The 16,789-nt window shown below is 66.6% G+C and carries 12 protein-coding genes and 5 tRNA genes; 15 read left to right on the plus strand and 2 right to left on the minus strand.

The features are described from left to right. Positions 1–3 precede the first annotated feature (3 nt). From accD to AAW51_RS08030, 15 genes are all read left to right on the plus strand, one after another. Positions 4–876: an acetyl-CoA carboxylase, carboxyltransferase subunit beta gene (gene accD / locus AAW51_RS07960; RefSeq protein ID WP_047194180.1), complete on the plus strand. Its 873-nt coding sequence runs from the start codon at positions 4–6 to the stop codon at positions 874–876. 92 nt (positions 877–968) lie between these two features. Then, entirely contained in the window at positions 969–2,315 is a 1,347-nt protein-coding gene (gene folC / locus AAW51_RS07965; RefSeq protein WP_047194181.1) for a bifunctional tetrahydrofolate synthase/dihydrofolate synthase, read from the plus strand. A 67-nt stretch (positions 2,316–2,382) separates the two neighbouring features. Beyond that, a complete protein-coding gene (locus tag AAW51_RS07970) occupies positions 2,383–3,225 on the plus strand; it encodes an SPOR domain-containing protein (protein WP_053013422.1) in 843 nt (280 codons plus the stop codon). Then, positions 3,225–3,725 (plus strand): CvpA family protein, encoded by a 501-nt coding sequence (locus tag AAW51_RS07975; protein WP_238947795.1) that lies wholly within the window; start codon positions 3,225–3,227, stop codon positions 3,723–3,725. Before AAW51_RS07970 ends, AAW51_RS07975 begins: the two co-directional genes overlap by 1 nt. A gap of 28 nt (positions 3,726–3,753) precedes the next feature. Then, positions 3,754–5,271: an amidophosphoribosyltransferase gene (gene purF, locus AAW51_RS07980; protein ID WP_047194182.1), complete on the plus strand. Its 1,518-nt coding sequence runs from the start codon at positions 3,754–3,756 to the stop codon at positions 5,269–5,271. Between the two features lie 16 nt (positions 5,272–5,287). Next, positions 5,288–6,535, plus strand: a complete 1,248-nt coding sequence (locus AAW51_RS07985) for an O-succinylhomoserine sulfhydrylase (protein ID WP_047197560.1) — start codon at positions 5,288–5,290, stop codon at positions 6,533–6,535. Next, a complete protein-coding gene (gene gltX, locus AAW51_RS07990) occupies positions 6,532–7,923 on the plus strand; it encodes a glutamate--tRNA ligase (RefSeq protein ID WP_047194183.1) in 1,392 nt (463 codons plus the stop codon). The genes AAW51_RS07985 and gltX overlap by 4 nt, the downstream gene beginning before the upstream one ends. 94 nt (positions 7,924–8,017) lie before the next feature. Then, positions 8,018–8,093, plus strand: a tRNA-Ala gene (locus AAW51_RS07995). A 40-nt stretch (positions 8,094–8,133) separates the two neighbouring features. Then, positions 8,134–8,209 (plus strand) — tRNA-Glu (locus AAW51_RS08000). Between the two features lie 57 nt (positions 8,210–8,266). Beyond that, positions 8,267–8,343 (plus strand) — tRNA-Asp (locus AAW51_RS08005). Between the two features lie 61 nt (positions 8,344–8,404). Further along, positions 8,405–8,480, plus strand: a tRNA-Glu gene (locus AAW51_RS08010). Between the two features lie 56 nt (positions 8,481–8,536). Continuing rightward, positions 8,537–8,613 (plus strand) — tRNA-Asp (locus tag AAW51_RS08015). 322 nt (positions 8,614–8,935) lie between these two features. Continuing rightward, a complete protein-coding gene (locus tag AAW51_RS08020) occupies positions 8,936–11,818 on the plus strand; it encodes a type VI secretion system Vgr family protein (protein WP_047194184.1) in 2,883 nt (960 codons plus the stop codon). 14 nt (positions 11,819–11,832) lie between these two features. Further along, entirely contained in the window at positions 11,833–14,109 is a 2,277-nt protein-coding gene (locus tag AAW51_RS08025) for a hypothetical protein (RefSeq protein WP_053013424.1), read from the plus strand. Continuing rightward, positions 14,106–14,801, plus strand: a complete 696-nt coding sequence (locus AAW51_RS08030) for a hypothetical protein (protein ID WP_157359667.1) — start codon at positions 14,106–14,108, stop codon at positions 14,799–14,801. Before AAW51_RS08025 ends, AAW51_RS08030 begins: the two co-directional genes overlap by 4 nt. 141 nt (positions 14,802–14,942) lie before the next feature. Here the strand turns inward: AAW51_RS08030 and AAW51_RS08035 are convergent, their stop codons facing one another. Continuing rightward, the gene (locus tag AAW51_RS08035) at positions 14,943–15,419 is read right to left on the minus strand and encodes a carboxymuconolactone decarboxylase family protein (RefSeq protein WP_083438165.1); all 477 of its coding nucleotides are present in this window, start codon (positions 15,417–15,419) and stop codon (positions 14,943–14,945) included. A 156-nt stretch (positions 15,420–15,575) separates the two neighbouring features. Then, complete coding sequence (locus AAW51_RS08040; protein WP_047194186.1) at positions 15,576–16,460, minus strand: DMT family transporter; 885 nt, start codon at positions 16,458–16,460, stop codon at positions 15,576–15,578. Positions 16,461–16,789 lie beyond the last annotated feature (329 nt).

Genomic DNA, 16,789 nt, shown 5'->3' on the forward strand with positions numbered 1-16,789 from the left:
CCCATGAGTTGGCTTGAAAAACTGCTGCCTCCGAAGATCCAGCAGACCGACCCGGCCGAGCGCCGTTCGGTGCCGGAAGGGTTGTGGATCAAATGCCCGTCGTGCGAGACGGTGCTGTACAAGACCGACCTCGAGCAAAACGTGTATGTCTGCCCCAAGTGCAGCCACCACCACCGCATCAACGCGCGGGCCCGGCTCGACAAATTCCTCGATGGGGAAGGGCGCTACGAGATCGGCCAGGAGGTGCTCCCGGTCGACGCGCTCAAGTTCAAGGACAGCAAGAAATACCCGGACCGCCTGAAAGACGCACTCGAGTCGACCGGCGAGACCGACGCGCTGGTCGTGATGGGCGGCGCGGTGCACAGCATTCCGGTGGTGGCGGCCTGCTTCGAGTTCGACTTCATGGGCGGCTCGATGGGCTCGGTGGTGGGCGAGCGCTTCGTGCGCGGCGTCGAGACTGCCTGCGAGCAGAAGACACCCTTCATCTGCTTCACCGCCACCGGCGGCGCCCGGATGCAGGAAGGCCTGCTGAGCCTGATGCAGATGGCCAAGACCAACGCGGCGCTGACCCGTTTGGCGAAGGCCAAACTGCCCTACATCAGCGTGTTGACCGACCCGACCATGGGCGGTGTCTCGGCCAGCTTCGCGTTCATGGGCGACATCGTGATGGCCGAACCCAAGGCGCTGATCGGTTTTGCCGGCCCGCGCGTGATCGAAAACACCGTGCGCGAGAAGCTGCCCGAGGGCTTCCAGCGCTCGGAGTTCCTGCTGCACAAGGGCGCGCTCGACATGATCATCGACCGGCGCGAACTGCGCGTCACGATCGCCCGTGCGCTCGCGATGCTGCAACGCCAGCCCGCCGACGCCGTGGCCTGACGATCTTCCTCCGGGCCGAGGCAGGGGCCGGCGATGCCGGCCCTTGGCATTTCAGGCACCGGGTTATGCGCGCCTCCTTACCATCCTGTCCCATGTCGACCCCCACCCCGTCCCCTCTCCCCACCACGCTGGCCGAGTGGCTCGCGCATTGCGAGCGGCTGCACCCCAGCACGATCGACCTGACACTGGAGCGGGTTCGGGTGGTGGCCGAGCGGCTGGCGCTGCGCTTCGACTGCCCGGTGTTCACGGTGGCCGGCACCAACGGCAAGGGCTCGACCTGCGCGATGCTCGAGGCCATCCTGCAGCAGTCGGGCTACCGAACGGGCGTCTACACCTCGCCGCACCTGGTGCACTTCGAGGAGCGCTGCCGCATCAACACCGAGGTGATCGACGGTGAGGCGCTGCTGCCGCATTTCGAGGCGGTGGAGGCCGCGCGGCAAGGCGAGTCGCTGACCTATTTCGAGTTCACCACGCTGGCGATCCTGCGGCTGCTGTCGCATGCCGGGCTGGACGCGGTGGTGCTCGAAGTTGGCCTGGGCGGGCGGCTCGACGCGGTGAACGTGATCGACACCGACTGCGCGGTGATCACCAGCATCGACCTCGATCACATGGAATATCTCGGCCCCGACCGCGAGTCGATCGGCCGCGAGAAGGCCGGCATCATGCGCCCCGGCACCCCGGTGATCGTCAGCGACCCGGTGCCGCCTGCCAGTGTGGTGGCGCATGCCGAGGCCATCGGTGCCGACCTGTGGCGCTTCGGGCAGGACTTCAACTATGCCGGCCAGCAGGGCGGCGGCGGCAACTGGCAGCAGTGGTCGTGGGCCGGCCGCAGCAAGCGCTACACCGGCCTGGCCTACCCGGCGCTGCGCGGCGCCAACCAGCTGCTCAACGCCTCGGGTGTGTTGGCGGCGTTGGAGGCTTTGCGTGACCGGCTGCCGGTCACGGCGCAAGCGGTCCGCACCGGCCTGGCGCTGGTCGAGCTGCCTGGTCGCTTCCAGATCGTGCCCGGCCAGCCCACCCTGGTGCTCGACGTCGCGCACAACCCGCACGCGGTGGCGACCTTGGCGCAAAACCTCGACCAGATGGGCTATTACCCCCGCACGCTGGCGGTGTTCGGCGCCATGGCCGACAAGGACAGCGCGTCCATCCTGCTGCGCATGCGAAAGATGGTGGATGTGTGGTATTTCACGGACCTGCCGACCGCGCGCGCGAGCCGGGCCGCCGATTTGTTGCAGTGTTGGCAAAGTCTGCCGCCCAACGAGTCGCTGACCGCACCGCAGGCCACCGCCAGCTGCCATGCCGACCCGATGGCGGCCCTGCAGGCCGCACTCGCCGACGCAGACCCCGCTGATAGAATTGTCGTGTTCGGTTCCTTCTACACAGTCGGCGGCGTACTGCGCGACGGCACTCCGCGGCTCGCCGCCAAACACCTCGGCTGACAGTCACCGCGCGACCCGCTGCAAGCCAGCGCCGCCCCCTGGCGGTGCCGCCAACATCTCACACACGATGGGTCTGCTCTCCTTCTTCAAACGTTCCTCGGCTGACGCCGCCGTGCCGCCGCCGTCCGGGGCGACGTCGAACCAGGAGTCGATCGAACAAGCGCGCACCCGCGCGCGCCACCGCCTGATCGGCGCCGCCGTGCTGGTCGGCCTGGGCGTGATCGGCTTCCCCATCCTGTTCGAAACCCAGCCCCGGCCGATCTCGGTCGACCTGCCCATCGACATCCCGAAGAAGGAGGTCGCGCCTGCGTTGGTCGTGCCGCCCGCTCCGCCGGTGGCGAAGCCGGTGACGCCGCAGCCCGCCGAGGCCGTCGCCGAGCCCGCCGACGCCCGCCGCGAGGACCCGCCGCCTGCCGCCGAGCGGGTCGCTCAGGCCGACCCCGTGCCGCCCCCGCCCGCCGCCTCTGCCCAGGCGCAGGACGAGCCCCGTGCCGAGGCCAAGCCCGAACCGAAACCCGAGCCAAAGCCCGACCCCAAACCGAAGCCCGAGGCCAAGCCCACCCCGCCGCCGCCCAAGCCCGAGCCGCCCAAGCCGGCAGGCGATGCTGCGCGCGCGCAGGCCTTGCTGGAAGGCCGAGACACGACACAACGTGCAGAGGCAGCCAAGCCGGCCGCCGATGGCGGGCGCTTCATCGTCCAGGTGGGCGCCTACGGGGGGCCTGACAGCGCGCGGGAAGCACGCCAGAAGGTCGAGCGGCTGGGCTTGAAAACTTATACGCAAGTGGTGGAAACGTCCGACGGCAAGCGCATCCGGGTGCGCGTGGGCCCGTTCGCCTCGCGCGCCGAGGCCGAGCAGGCAGCCGGCAAGATCAAGGCGGCGGGGCTGCCTTCGGCCCTGCTGGCGCTGTGATGATGATGGGCCTGGGCTGGGTCGACTGGGCGCTGCTGGCGCTGCTGCTCGTCTCGCTGGTCGTGGGCCTGTGGCGCGGCCTGGTGTTCGAGGTGTTGTCGGTGCTCGGCTGGGTGGCCGCGTATGTGGTGGCCCAATGGATGACACCGCAGTTGGCGCACAGCATCCCGGTGGGAGCGCCCGGTTCGGCGGTCAACCACCTGGTGACCTTCGGCCTCGTGTTCGTCGGCGCCTTGTTCGTCTGGGGCTTGTGCGCCTGGCTGATCAAGCGGCTGGTGCAGGCGAGTGTGCTGAGTGCCGCGGACCGTGTACTGGGAGCGGGTTTCGGGCTGGTGCGGGGCTTGTTGATCGCACTGGCCGTCGCCACCTTGGTGGCTTGGACGCCGCTCGCGCGAAGCGCGGCGTGGCAGGAATCTCACGGCGCGCGCTTGCTGCACCGGGTCATCCACGGCTTGAAGCCGCTGATGCCCGAGGTACTGGCGCGGCAGCTGCCGGCGTAGGGCAGCACAACTCTTCTGGGGTGTAGGTATGTGTGGCATCGTAGGCGTGATCTCCAAGGCGCCGGTCAATCAGCTGATCTATGACGCCTTGCTGCTGTTGCAGCACCGGGGGCAGGACGCGGCGGGCATCGTCACGGCCATGGGCACCAAGGTGTTCATGCACAAGGCGCGAGGTGTCGTGCGCGATGTCTTCCGCACCCGTAACATGCGTGCGCTGCCGGGCAGCGTGGGTCTCGGGCAGGTGCGGTACCCGACGGCCGGCAACGCCTACAACGAGGAAGAGGCCCAGCCCTTCTACGTCAACGCGCCGTTCGGCCTGGTGCTGGTGCACAACGGCAACCTCACCAACGCCCATGCGCTGAAGCACGAGCTGTTCGAGGTCGATCGCCGTCACATCAACACCGAGAGCGACTCCGAGGTGCTGCTCAACGTGCTGGCGCACGAACTCGAAATCGCTGCGCGCGATCTGCCGCTGACGCCCGAGCAGGTGTTCAAGGCCGTCTCGGCGGTGCACCGCCGTATCAAGGGCTCGTATGCCGTCGTGTGTTTGATCGCCGGTTACGGCCTGCTGGCCTTCCGTGACCCCTTCGGCATCCGCCCGCTGTGTTTCGGCGAAGCCGATGTGCCCGAGGGCAAGGAGGTGATGGTGGCGAGCGAGTCGGTGGCGCTCGAAGGCACCGGCCACAAGTTCGTGCGCGACGTCGCGCCGGGCGAGGCGGTGTTTGTCGACCTGGAAGGCCGCGTGCACGCTCGCCAGTGCGCCGAGAACCCGACACTGCACCCGTGCGTGTTCGAGTTCGTCTACCTGGCGCGGCCCGATTCGGTGATCGACGGCATGTCGGTCTACCAGGCGCGCCTGAACATGGGCGAGACGCTCGCCCAGCGGGTCATCTCGACCATGCCGCCGAGCGAAATCGACGTGGTGATCCCGATCCCCGAGTCGAGCCGGCCGGCGGCGATGCAGCTGGCGCAAAAGCTCGGCAAGCCGTATCGCGAAGGCTTCGTGAAGAACCGCTATGTCGGTCGCACCTTCATCATGCCCGGCCAGTCGGTGCGCAAGAAGTCGGTGCGCCAGAAGCTCAACGCGATCGCGCAGGAGTTCAAGGGCCGCAACGTGCTGCTGGTCGACGACTCCATCGTGCGCGGCACCACCTCGAAAGAGATCGTGCAGATGGCGCGCGAGGCGGGCGCGCGCAAGGTCTACATGGCCTCCGCGGCGCCGCCGGTGCGCTACCCGAACGTCTATGGCATCGACATGCCGACCAAGAGCGAGCTGATCGCCCACGATCGCAGCGTCGAGGAGATCCGCGCCTTCATCGGCGCCGACGCGCTGATCTACCAGGACGTGGCCGCGATGAAACGCGCCGTCGGCACGCTGAACAAGAGCATCGACGGCTTCGAAGCCTCGTGCTTCGACGGGCACTACATCACGGGCGACGTCTCGGCCGAAGATTTCGTCGCGATGGCCGCTCAGCGTGCCAGCCAGGGCGACGAGGAAGACGGGCAGCGCTCGCGTCTGGCGCTGCAAAGTGCCAGCGAGCCCTGACACCAAGGACCTGCCGATGACCGACAACCACAAACGCATTCCGCGCGTCGAGCTGCCCGCCGACGCCCGGCTGGACACCCTGGCCGTGCGCGAAGGCTTGCCGGCGACCCAGTGGGGCGAAAACTCGGAAGCGCTGTTCCTGACCAGCAGCTTCGTGCACCCCGATGCCGCCACGGCCGCCGCGCGCTTCGCCAACGAAGAAGAAGCCTTCGTCTACACCCGCTTCACCAACCCCACCACGATGATGATGGAGCGCCGCCTGGCGGCGCTCGAGGGCACCGAGGCTTGCATCGCCACGTCGAGCGGCATGAGCGCGATCTTGCTGCTCGTGATGGGCTTGCTGAAGGCGGGCGACCACGTGGTGTGCTCACGCAGCGTGTTCGGCTCCACCATCAAGCTGCTCGCGGGCGAGTTCGCCAAGTTCGGCGTGGAGACCAGCTTCGTCTCGCAGACCGACGTCGGCGAGTGGCAGCGTGCGCTCAAACCCAACACCAAGCTGCTGTTCGCCGAGACGCCCAGCAACCCGCTGACCGAGGTGTGCGACATCGCCGCGCTGGCCGACATCGCCCACGGCGCCGGCGCGTTGCTCGCGGTCGACAACTGCTTCTGCTCGCCGGCGCTGCAACAGCCCGTCAAGCTCGGGGCCGACCTGATCATCCATTCCGGCACCAAATACCTCGACGGCCAGGGCCGGGTGGTGGCGGGCGCCCTGTGCGCGACCGAAGCGCTGATCGAAACCAAGTTCGTGCCGGTGATGCGCAGCGCCGGCATGTCGCTGTCGCCCTTCAATGCGTGGGTGGTGCTCAAGGGCCTCGAAACGCTGGGGGTGCGCATGCAGGCCCAAAGCGCGCGCACGCTCGAGGTGGCGCGTTGGCTCGAGCAGCATCCGGCGGTGGAGCGGGTCTACTATCCCGGGCTGGCCTCGCATCCGCAACACGAACTGGCGATGCGCCAGCAAAACGGCAGCGGCGGGGCGGTGGTGTCCTTCATCACGCGCGGCGAGCAGCAGGGCGGGCCCGAGCTGGCGCGGCAGAACGCCTTTCACGTGATCGACCAGACCCGCATCTGCTCCATCACCTCCAACCTCGGCGACACCAAGACCACCGTCACGCACCCGTCGAGCACCTCCCACGGCCGCCTCACCGAAGAGCAGCGCCGGGCCGCCGGCATCACGCAAGGCATGATCCGCGTTGCCGTGGGCCTTGAAGACGTGCAAGACCTGAAGGCCGACCTTGCGCGCGGCCTGGACACCCTCGCAGCATGACCCAGATTCGCACCCGTTTCGCTCCCTCGCCGACCGGTTTCATCCACCTCGGCAACATCCGCTCGGCGCTGTATCCGTGGGCGTTCGCCCGCGCCAACCAGGGCGTGTTCATCCTTCGCATCGAAGACACCGACGTCGAGCGGTCGTCGCAGGAAGCGGTGGACGTGATCCTCGAGGGTATGCGGTGGCTGGGCCTCGACCATGACGAGGGCCCGTACTACCAGATGCAGCGGATGGACCGCTACAAGGAAGTGCTGGCGCAGATGCTCGAGCAGGGCCTGGCGTACCGCTGCTACATGTCGCAAGCGGAGCTGGAAGCGCTGCGCGAGCGCCAAATGGCGGCCAAGCAGAAGCCGCGCTACGACGGCACGTGGCGCCCCGAGCCCGGCAAGAGCTTGCCGCCGGTGCCCGAGGGTGTGCAGCCGGTGCTGCGCTTCCGCAACCCGGTGGGCGGCTCGGTGGTGTGGGACGACAAGGTCAAAGGCCGGATCGAGATCAGCAACGACGAACTCGACGACCTGGTCATTGCGCGGCCCGACGGCACGCCGACCTACAACTTCTGCGTGGTGGTCGACGACATCGACATGGCCATCACCCACGTCATCCGCGGCGACGACCATGTCAACAACACGCCGCGCCAGATCAACATCTTCCGGGCGCTGGGCAAGGAGCCGCCGGTGTACGCCCATTTGCCGACCGTGCTCAACGAAGCCGGCGAGAAGATGAGCAAGCGCCACGGCGCCAAGCCGGTGACGCAGTACCGTGAAGAAGGCTACCTGGCCGACGCCGTTGTGAACTACCTGGCCCGGCTGGGCTGGAGCCACGGCGACGACGAGATCTTTTCACGCCAGCAGCTGATCGAGTGGTTCAACCTCGACCACCTGGGCAAGTCGGCCGGCCAGTTCGACGAGACCAAGCTGCGCTGGGTCAACGCGCAGCATCTCAAGATGACGGCGGACGACGTGCTGGCCGGTCTGGTGGCGGAGCAACTCGCCAAGCGCGGGCTGCGGGTACCGGCCGACGGAGCATTGGCACAACAGTGCGCGTTGTTCAAGGATCGCTGCTCGACCACCATCGAACTGGCCGACTGGGTGTCCATGTATTTTGCGCCGGTGGCCCCGAGTGCCGAGGACTTGGCCGCCCATGTCACCGACGCCGTGAAGCCGGCGCTGCAGACGCTGGCCGACAAACTGGCCTCGGTCGCGTGGGACAAGGCGGCCATCCAACAGACGATCAAAGAATCGATCGCGGCGCACGGCCTGAAGATGCCGCAGCTGGCGATACCCGTACGTGTGCTGGTCTGCGGCCGCGCTCAAACGCCGTCTATCGACGCCGTGCTGGGGCTCTTCGACCGAAAAGTTGTGATCGAACGCTTGCGTAGCGTCTAAAAATCGTTATATACTTTCAGTCTCGCTTGAACAGCGCGGTACACCAAGTAAGTTGTTCGATGCCTCAACAACATCGAGCGGCCGAACCGGAAACGGGGGTATAGCTCAGCTGGGAGAGCGCTTGCATGGCATGCAAGAGGTCAGCGGTTCGATCCCGCTTACCTCCACCATTCGAAGGTGGCGCGCGGTTCAAGAGATGGCGAAGAATCTGTCCCCTTCGTCTAGAGGCCTAGGACACGACCCTTTCACGGTTGTAACAGGGGTTCGAATCCCCTAGGGGACGCCAAGTTTGGCGAGGCTTGTGCCGAGAACGCAGGTTCAAAGCAGAAACTCGCTGCCACGCGGAGTGGTAGTTCAGTTGGTTAGAATACCGGCCTGTCACGCCGGGGGTCGCGGGTTCGAGCCCCGTCCACTCCGCCAAGCTTTTCGAAAAAGCCGCCGCTGGCGGCTTTTTCATTGTGTTGAAGAGAAGAAGATCCAGGTCCCCTTCGTCTAGAGGCCTAGGACACGACCCTTTCACGGTTGTAACAGGGGTTCGAATCCCCTAGGGGACGCCAAGTTAGGCGGGCTTGTGCCGAGAACGTGAGTTCGACGCAGAAATTCGCTGCCACGCGGAGTGGTAGTTCAGTTGGTCAGAATACCGGCCTGTCACGCCGGGGGTCGCGGGTTCGAGCCCCGTCCACTCCGCCACGTATTGCCGAAAAGCCGCCCAAGGGCGGCTTTTTCGTTGGTGGTGGCGCTGATGCTCAACACCGGGCTGCCGCGCCGACCGCGGCGCCGGCTCGACGCCGGCGATCACCGAGGTCGCAAAGGCTGTGCACCTGCTGCTCCTACCAAGGCGGCAGGGACACCCCCCACCGTCCCCAATCCTCTCGCCTTTTCACAAATGCTCGCACTTGCGGCCTGTGCGATCCGCCAGCCGCTGTGTTGCAGCGTGCGCCGTGCGTGACAGACTTCCCTCCCAACGACGGTCGCTCTCAGACGGCCGCGCACCACATCAGGGGAGGGGCCCATGCTCCATCGAACGCCAAGAGCGCAGCCTGCGCTCGAAGAGCTTGCGCACGCACTGGACGTGGTCGTCACGTCCGACACCCGCTTGTTCGAGCTGGACGGTGGAGGCGCCGTCGCCGGTCTGCTCGTCGAGTCGTGGACTGCGCACGAGGCGCTCTCCGATCTCTTCGAATACCGGCTGAACGTTCTGTCGGCCGACGCCCACCTGCCCCTCGACCAGATCCTCGGTCAGCCCGCCCGGTTGAGGGTCACGCTATGCGACGGCAGCCAAGCGGTTCGCAGCGGCGTGGTGATGCAAGCCGGCGCGTTGCAGTGCGACGGCGGCTTCGCGCGGTACCAGTTGGTCGTGCGCCCCTGGCTCGCGGCGCTGCAATGGCACCGGCGCAGCCAGAGTTTCATCGACCAAAGTGTGGTCGAGATGGTCGAAGCGGTGTTCGCCACCCATGCCGCGCTGGCTGCCTGGCGTTGGTCCGACGAGGTGGCGGCCCACCTGGCCGCCGTGTCGCCTCGCCACTATTGCAACCAGTTTCGCGAGAGCGATTACGACTTCGTGCGCCGTCTGCTTGATGAGGAGGGCGTCGGCTGGTATTGCGAAGAAGACGACGCTGCACCGCACGGTCACCGTCTGGTGCTGTTCGCCGACAGCCGCCGCTTCAGTGAAGATGCAAGCAGCGCGAAGGCGGGCGGCATCCACATCCGTCGTGCCAGCAGCCAGGGACAGAGCGACACCCTCCAGACCTTCGCGCCGTGGCACCGCCTGACCAACGCCACCGTCACCCTGGCCGGCTGGCACTACCCTGGCGAACGCTCGGTGATGGCCACGGTGCCGACCCTGGGACCCGTTGGCGGTCCCACGGCGCCTCGACTTGAAAGCTACGACCCGGCCGGCGGTGTCGACCACCACAACGGCACCAAGGTGCTGGCGGCCGAACACTACGGCCGCTGCTTGATCGAGGCCCATGAGGCACACCGGCACCGCTGCCTGGGCAGCGGCACCCTGCGCACCTTACGGCCCGGCACCTCGATCCGCCTTCAAGGCGCGCCGCTAGGCGATGCGGAGCCGCACGAATACACGGTCACCGAGGTCCGTCACGCGGGCCTCAACAACCTGCCGAAGGATATGCAGGCCCGGGTGCTGGAGCGCCTTGGCGTCGGTGCCCTTTGCTTCCACGGCCTGGCCATGCCTGAGGCCTTGCGTGCGCAGGCGCAAGCGGCCGGATATGCCAACCAGTTCGAGTGTGTGCCGGCGCACCGGCCCTGGCGTCGCCGGCTCTGCGACGACACCGGCGCACGCCTCAACCCGAAACCGACCGTGCTGGGCCCGCAGACCGCCGTGGTCGTCGGCCCACACGGCACACGGGGGACACACGGCAACGACGAGATCTACACCGATCGCCTGGGGCGCATCTGCGTGCAGTTCCATTGGCAACGACGTCACCACCTCAGCACCGACGCCGATGCCGCAGCGAGCGGCTCAGAACACAGCATCTGGGTGCGCGTCGCCCAGCCGTGCGCCGGCCCCGGCATGGGCGCACAGTTCATCCCGCGGATCGGCCAGGAGGTGCTGGTGGAGTTCGAGGAGTGCGACGTCGACCGTCCCGTCGTGCTCGCCGCTTTCTACAACGGGCGCGGCGAAGGCGGGAGCCCCGCGGGCGACACCGGCGGCGGTGGCCCAGCCCCGGCCGCCGACGACCTGTTGATGGTGTCCACCGATCAGCGCCCCTCGGGCCAGGGCAATCTGACCGGCGGCAACAGTCCTCCCTGGCATGGCGCGGCGACTGGCGAGCACCACCAGCAGCGCAATGCCGGCGCGATGAGCGGTTTCAAGAGCCAGGAGTTCGGCGGAGACGGCCACAACCAGCTCGTGTTCGACGACACCGACGGGCAGCTGCGCTTGCAGGTCGGCACCACCCAGCACGCGACCTGGCTCAACCTCGGCCATCTGCTGCACCAGGCCGACAACCACCGCGGCAGCTTCCGCGGCACCGGCTTCGAATTGCGCACCGACGCCTGGGGCGCCTTGCGCGCCGGCCGGGGCGTCTTGCTCAGCAGCTTCGCCGCGTCGCCCACCACACCCTTCGGTGACAACACGCCCGGCATGGCCCTCGCCCGACAGCAGCAGCAACTGGCGCAGGTGTTCAGCGAGTCGGCGGCAAGACATCAAGCGGTATCGCAGGCTGGGCAGGAGGGCACTGTCGGCGCCAAGGCGAGTGTGATCGACCCCTGGGCCGCACCCTTGATGGCCCTGCGCACGGCCGTCAGCGGCACCGCTTCGGCGTGCGGCCATGGGGCGGCTTTGGACGATGCACGTCGTAAGCACACACGCGCGGATGGGGGCTTCCTTCCGGCGACCACCGACCCACTGGTGTGCGTTGCGGCAAGAGCGGGCCTGGCGGCGTGTGCCGGCCAAGACTTGCAGGCCGCAGCGGGCGAAACCCTCCAGGTGGCCAGCGGGCAAGACACCGAGATGGCGATCGGCGGGCAGGCGCGCTTGCACTGCGGGCAGGCGATCGGCGTGTTGGCCGGTGCGGTGCAGCCCGGGTCGGGCCGAGGCGGCACCGGCCTGACGGTGACCTGCGCCGAAGGTGACCTCGAGGTCCAAGCGCAGGCCGACGGCTTGCAGGTGGCCGCACAGCAAGCGGTCGATGTGCGCAGTGTTCATGCGCACATCGACTGGGCTGCGGCGAAGAAGATCACCGTGGCCACGGCAGGCGGCGCCAGCATCACGATCGATGCAAACGGCATCGTCACGCAGTGCCCGGGGAAGATCACGGTGCGTGCGGGGAGGAAGCATCTGGTGGGTCCAGCGAGCTGCAGCTATGCGCTACCCCGGCTTCCGCGCGCCGTGATGGAGTTGAACGGCACATTCCCCTTTTCGCTCTAGGTGGGAAGCTGCCCATGCTGATCAGCTACCCCGTATTGCCGGCGCGTCAGGCCGACGAATCCGAAGAGACCTATTTCGAAAGAATCCTGGAAACGCATGTGCTGGCCGATGAAGGCCGCTACCCAGTGAGTACGCTCATGACGAAGGCCGGTGCTCTACATCGCTGGCATGGAGGGCTCCACCTTCACGGTGGAGCAGAGCCCATTCGTGCGATTGCAGACGGTGTGGTGGTGGCCTTTCGAGTGGCCCGTGGTCGGGAGGAATATGAGGGCCTCGGCGAGTACGACACCGGCTTCGTGTTGCTTCGCCATGAAACCGAGACAGGGGACAACACGCGGGTCCGCTTCTACTCGCTGTACATGCACCTTGCCTGCGGCAGGGGGCTTTCTCCCGAGCGCTTCGCTCAGCTCCCGCCATGGTGGCGCCAAGCGATCCCTGGGCCGGTCGTGCAGACCCCGTCCAACTTGAGGGTGTGGCGCAAGGACGTGATCGGTTTCGCGGGCCAGTTGTACGGTCGCGAAACCTGCCACTTCGAGGTGTTCGCGACAGAGGCCGATCTCGCCGAATTCTGGCGTGACAGCGCGACGGTGACCAAGGGCGCGGGCAGCCCCGATTTCTTCGGGCATGCACACTTTGTCGTCCCCCCCGGCCGCCCGTTCAAGGACCGACACCCGCGAGCGGCCGCGGCAGGTCCGCATCGGATCGACTTTCCTGGCGCCCAGGACTTCCCGTTGGAAGTGGGTCAATCGGGGCACAACGCCGAGACGCTCTACGTGAGCGTGCGTCTGGAGCAAGGGCAGCGCATAACCACGACGTACCGAGCCATCGCCGGCGGTCGCTATGAACAGGTCGGAATGCCGGTCGTGCAGAAGGGCTACGAGTATGAGTTGTACCGCCTGGCGACGGCGCTCTACCCGGACTGCCCCAGCGCAGGGCTGGAGTGGATTCGATTCGGGCGCTTGCTAAGTCGTGATACCACCACGCGCAGCGAGAACTGGCAACTTATCCGGTATGCCGAGGGCGCTGTCGGGTACATCGACCTGGCCCCCGACACAGTGGCGAAACTGAGTGACGCCGATTTTCCTCACTGGCACGGATGGGAGCGCCGGTCCGAGGGCGAGATCGCCGCTGCGGGCGACGGCGTATGCGACGACGCTCACACGCTGGCTTGGGTGGAGGGAGGCGACGACGCCGCGCGCCTCAAGCTGCGGCACTTGGTGTGCAAACAGCCGAGCGAGTGGGATGCGAAAGACTTGTGGCACCGTTACGCTCGATTGCGGCAACCCGGTCAGCCGCTCGATACCCCAGCCGCACGGAAGAAGTTCGAGCAGCACGTCCAGACGTTGGCTTTTTGGGGGAGCTTGGGGATGAAGGAGCGGAGTGTTTGGTTCTTTCATCCGCTGCAGTTTGTGCATCACTACCGGCGCTGTGGTTGGATGTCGTTGGACGAGATGACGCAAATGATTCCACGGCGCTCGACTGGCGCAGGGCTTGTTCCTTGGGCGGACGCACAACGGAGACTCGAGTCAGGCATCGCCCCTTCCGGCGCTATGCCCCCGCGGCTACATCCTGCATTGAACCAAGCACTCAGAAAGTACATCGTGTTGTCGCCGCAACGTCGGGCCCACTTCTTTGCCCAAGTGCTGCAAGAGACAGGCGGTCTGACCGCTGATGCCGAAAACGGCAACGAGGCGTACTTTCGTAGGATGTACGAGGTGATAACGCCACAGGAAGCAGAGACTGAGTACGACCGTGCCGTCCAACGTGGCCGAAAGTTGCCGAACGGCCGCTGGCCAATAGAGATTGCACCCGCAGGCGCGCGCTCCGCGAAGATCACGAACAAGCTCACCTATGTCGCGTCGCGTCCTAAACGAGTTCAGGAGAAGGCGCAAGAACTTGGCAACAGCGACTCGGGGGACGGGCCGCGGTTCAAGGGGCGCGGATTGATTCAGCTGACGGGACGGGCAGGGTACCTGGCCTATGGACGGTTCCGGGGTCGGAACTACACCGCTCAGCCCAATGAAGAACTTCTCGCTACAGAGGCCCAAACGGCTGCTGACGTATCCGGAAAATATTGGATTAACGCCGCTGCCTTTGGTGGGAAGAACATCAACCGACTTGCGGACACAGGTTGTAGCCCCAGCCAAGTCGAATCGGTGACGCGCGCGGTCAACGGTGGAACGACCCACTTGGATCTCCGCGGTGAGTACTTTGGGTACGCATGGGGCCTGTTAGGTGACGGGGCAGTTCCCCGTGACACTACTACGCTGATTCGGCAGAAGCAGCCATGAAGCTGGAAACAGGACGCCGATTCTTCTGCGCTGTCGTTGCACTGATTGCAAACGTAGAGGCCGGGGCGCAAACGAGGCATGAGCCGACGATCGAACTCGGTCGTGAGGATGCACGCCGGTGCGGCTTGTCCATGCGGTATCCCTTATGGTTCGCCAATCCGGTCATCGGCTGTTCAGGCGACTACCGGACCGCACGGCAAGCTGGTCTTGCCATGTTGTACTTTCAGTACGACGAAGCTCGAGACGAGTATGCAAAGACACTTCGCTTGGAAGTCGCCCGCCGGCCGCTAGAAAGCGCCCTGACTGCCCCGGACGCCATCGTGATCCGGCGTCGGGACGGCTCGATAGGGCTCAACGATGTTTACCGGTGGGGCGGCTGCGGCCAAACGGCGGTCGACCTCAAAGTGGAGTCGGTGGTGGGCCGCAACTGGAACGGCTGGGTGGTCGAGCAGGTGTTTCCGATGCCGAAGAGGCCGCTCCGGAGTGAGGCCTGCCAGAAGTTCACGCCGGAGTACAAGTGCGTTGACATGACTTTTGGCAACGACAAGATGAGCGTCCAGCTTGCCAGCCATTGCTTTCTTCGCAAGCGCGTGCACAACCTGGACAAGGAACTGAGCTACGACGTTTTTATGGACACAATCAAGACGATAGAGTTTCATGAGGGTTCAGTGAGCGTCCCGCGCTCGAACTGAGGCCGGTCTTCGGGTCCCATCGTCCTAACCGCTCTTAGGGCTTCTCGATCCCGAGAAGCCCTAGGCACTCACGGGGTGCGACAGCCTGTCCAATGGCATCGCGAGCCCTGCACGCCGGTTAGGCTGAGCGGTAAGCCAGGGTCACCCCCCCTTCACCTCTTTCCCATACTGCTCAATCACCCCCGCCGCCGTCCGGAAGCCTTCGATCGCGGCCGGGAAGCCGCAATACACCGCGCTGTGCAGCAGCACTTCCTTCAGTTCGTCCACGCTGACGCCGTTGTTGAGTGCGCCGCGCACATGGCCTTCCAGTTCCTTTTGTTTGCCCAGAGCCACCAGCATCGCCACCGTCAGCATGCTGCGCGTTTTCAAGGGCAGGCCTTCTCTCGTCCAGACCGTGCCCCAGGCGAAGGCGGTCACCAGTTCCTGCAGATCGGCCTGGAAAGCGCCGGCGTTGCCGAGCGCGCGGTCGACGTGTGTGTCCCCCAGCACCTTACGTCGTACGGCCAAACCGCCGTCGAAGGCCGCGGCGATCGGCGACGAAGGCTCGAAGGGCAGGGGGGACGGCGAGGGCCGGGCGGTACCGGCGGCGTTGGTGTCGGTGTCGTGTGCGTTGCTCATAGAAATCTCCCGGCCGCACCCGGCGGCCCGATGTCGTAAGAGGGTGTCGTCGCCGCCACAGTCCGGCGCGGGTTGCTGCCGCGGCCGCCACCTCGGGCCCAGCGGCAACGAACGGCCGTTGCAGCCCGACCGCGGCGAGATCAACGCCCGCGATTGTCACCCGCCCGGACGCCGACGCGGCAGCAGGCCGGTGGTGAGCGCGGTGCCGAGCAGGATCACCACGCTGCCCACCACCATCGCGCCGGTGACCGCTTCGCCCAGGAACAGCCAGCCCCAGACCACCGCGAACGCCGGGATCAAAAAGGTCACCGCAATGGTGTTGGCTGGCCCGACCCGCGCAATCAGCCGGAAGTACAGGATGTAGGCGACACCGGTGCACAGCACGGCCAGCGCGACGGTCGCTGCCCAGGCTTTGGCCGAGGGCAGGGTCGCGGGCCACCAGATCATGGCCGGCCCCAGCAGGAACAGCGCCGACGCGGTCTGCGTGCCGGCGGCCACCGCGAGCGGCGGCACGCCCGCCAGGTGGCGCTTGGTGTAGCTGGCCGAGACGCCATAGCAGAACGTCGCCGCCAGGCAGGCGAGCACCGCCCAGCCCGTGTCCGCCACGCCGGGCTTGAAGCTGGCCTTGTCCCAGGCGAGCCACAGCACGCCGAGGAAACCGATCGCGAGCCCGGCAGCCCGCCAACGGGTCGGCCGGTCCTTCAACCACACCCACGCCACGACGGCGCCGAACAGCGGTGTGGTGGCGTTGAAGATCGACGACAGCCCGGCCGTGATCGACAGCGCCGCGTAGCTGAAACACAGGAAGGGCAGGCCGCTGGTCAAGACGCCGGCGATCGCCAGATGCCGGGCATGCGTTCTCAGCGCGCCTGCCTGGCCACGCGAGACCAACAAGGGCAGCAGGAACAGGCTGGCGCCGGCCACCCGTACCGCCGCCAAGGCGACAGGGCCGAACTCGGCAGCGCTCAGCCGCATGAACAAGAACGACGCGCCCCAAATGGCGGCGAGCAACAACATGTTGAGCAGATCGGGGCGGGTCATGCGGGGGTACTGATGATGATGAATGAAGTGCAGGTCATCGGAGGGGAGCGGCGCGAAGCTTGGGGCGTGTGTCGCGAAGTGCTGCTGGTGCCGCCTGCGCGTCACAGCGCGCGGGGCACCGAGCGCAACCTCCCGATGGCCGCAGGAGCGAGTGTGATGCAAAGGCGTAATGGACGCAGGTCAGGGATCAAGAGCGAAGAGCGGCCCGTCCATCTCCGCCGCGAGACGCTGCCTGGCGCGCCACCGCCATGACCCGACGGCACCTGTGCACGCGCCTCGGCTGTGGGGGGGCAGACCGGGACCCTGTCCTGCGTCCCTTTCCCGCGTCC

This window comes from Caldimonas brevitalea (assembly GCF_001017435.1).
Lineage (GTDB): Bacteria > Pseudomonadota > Gammaproteobacteria > Burkholderiales > Burkholderiaceae_C > Caldimonas > Caldimonas brevitalea.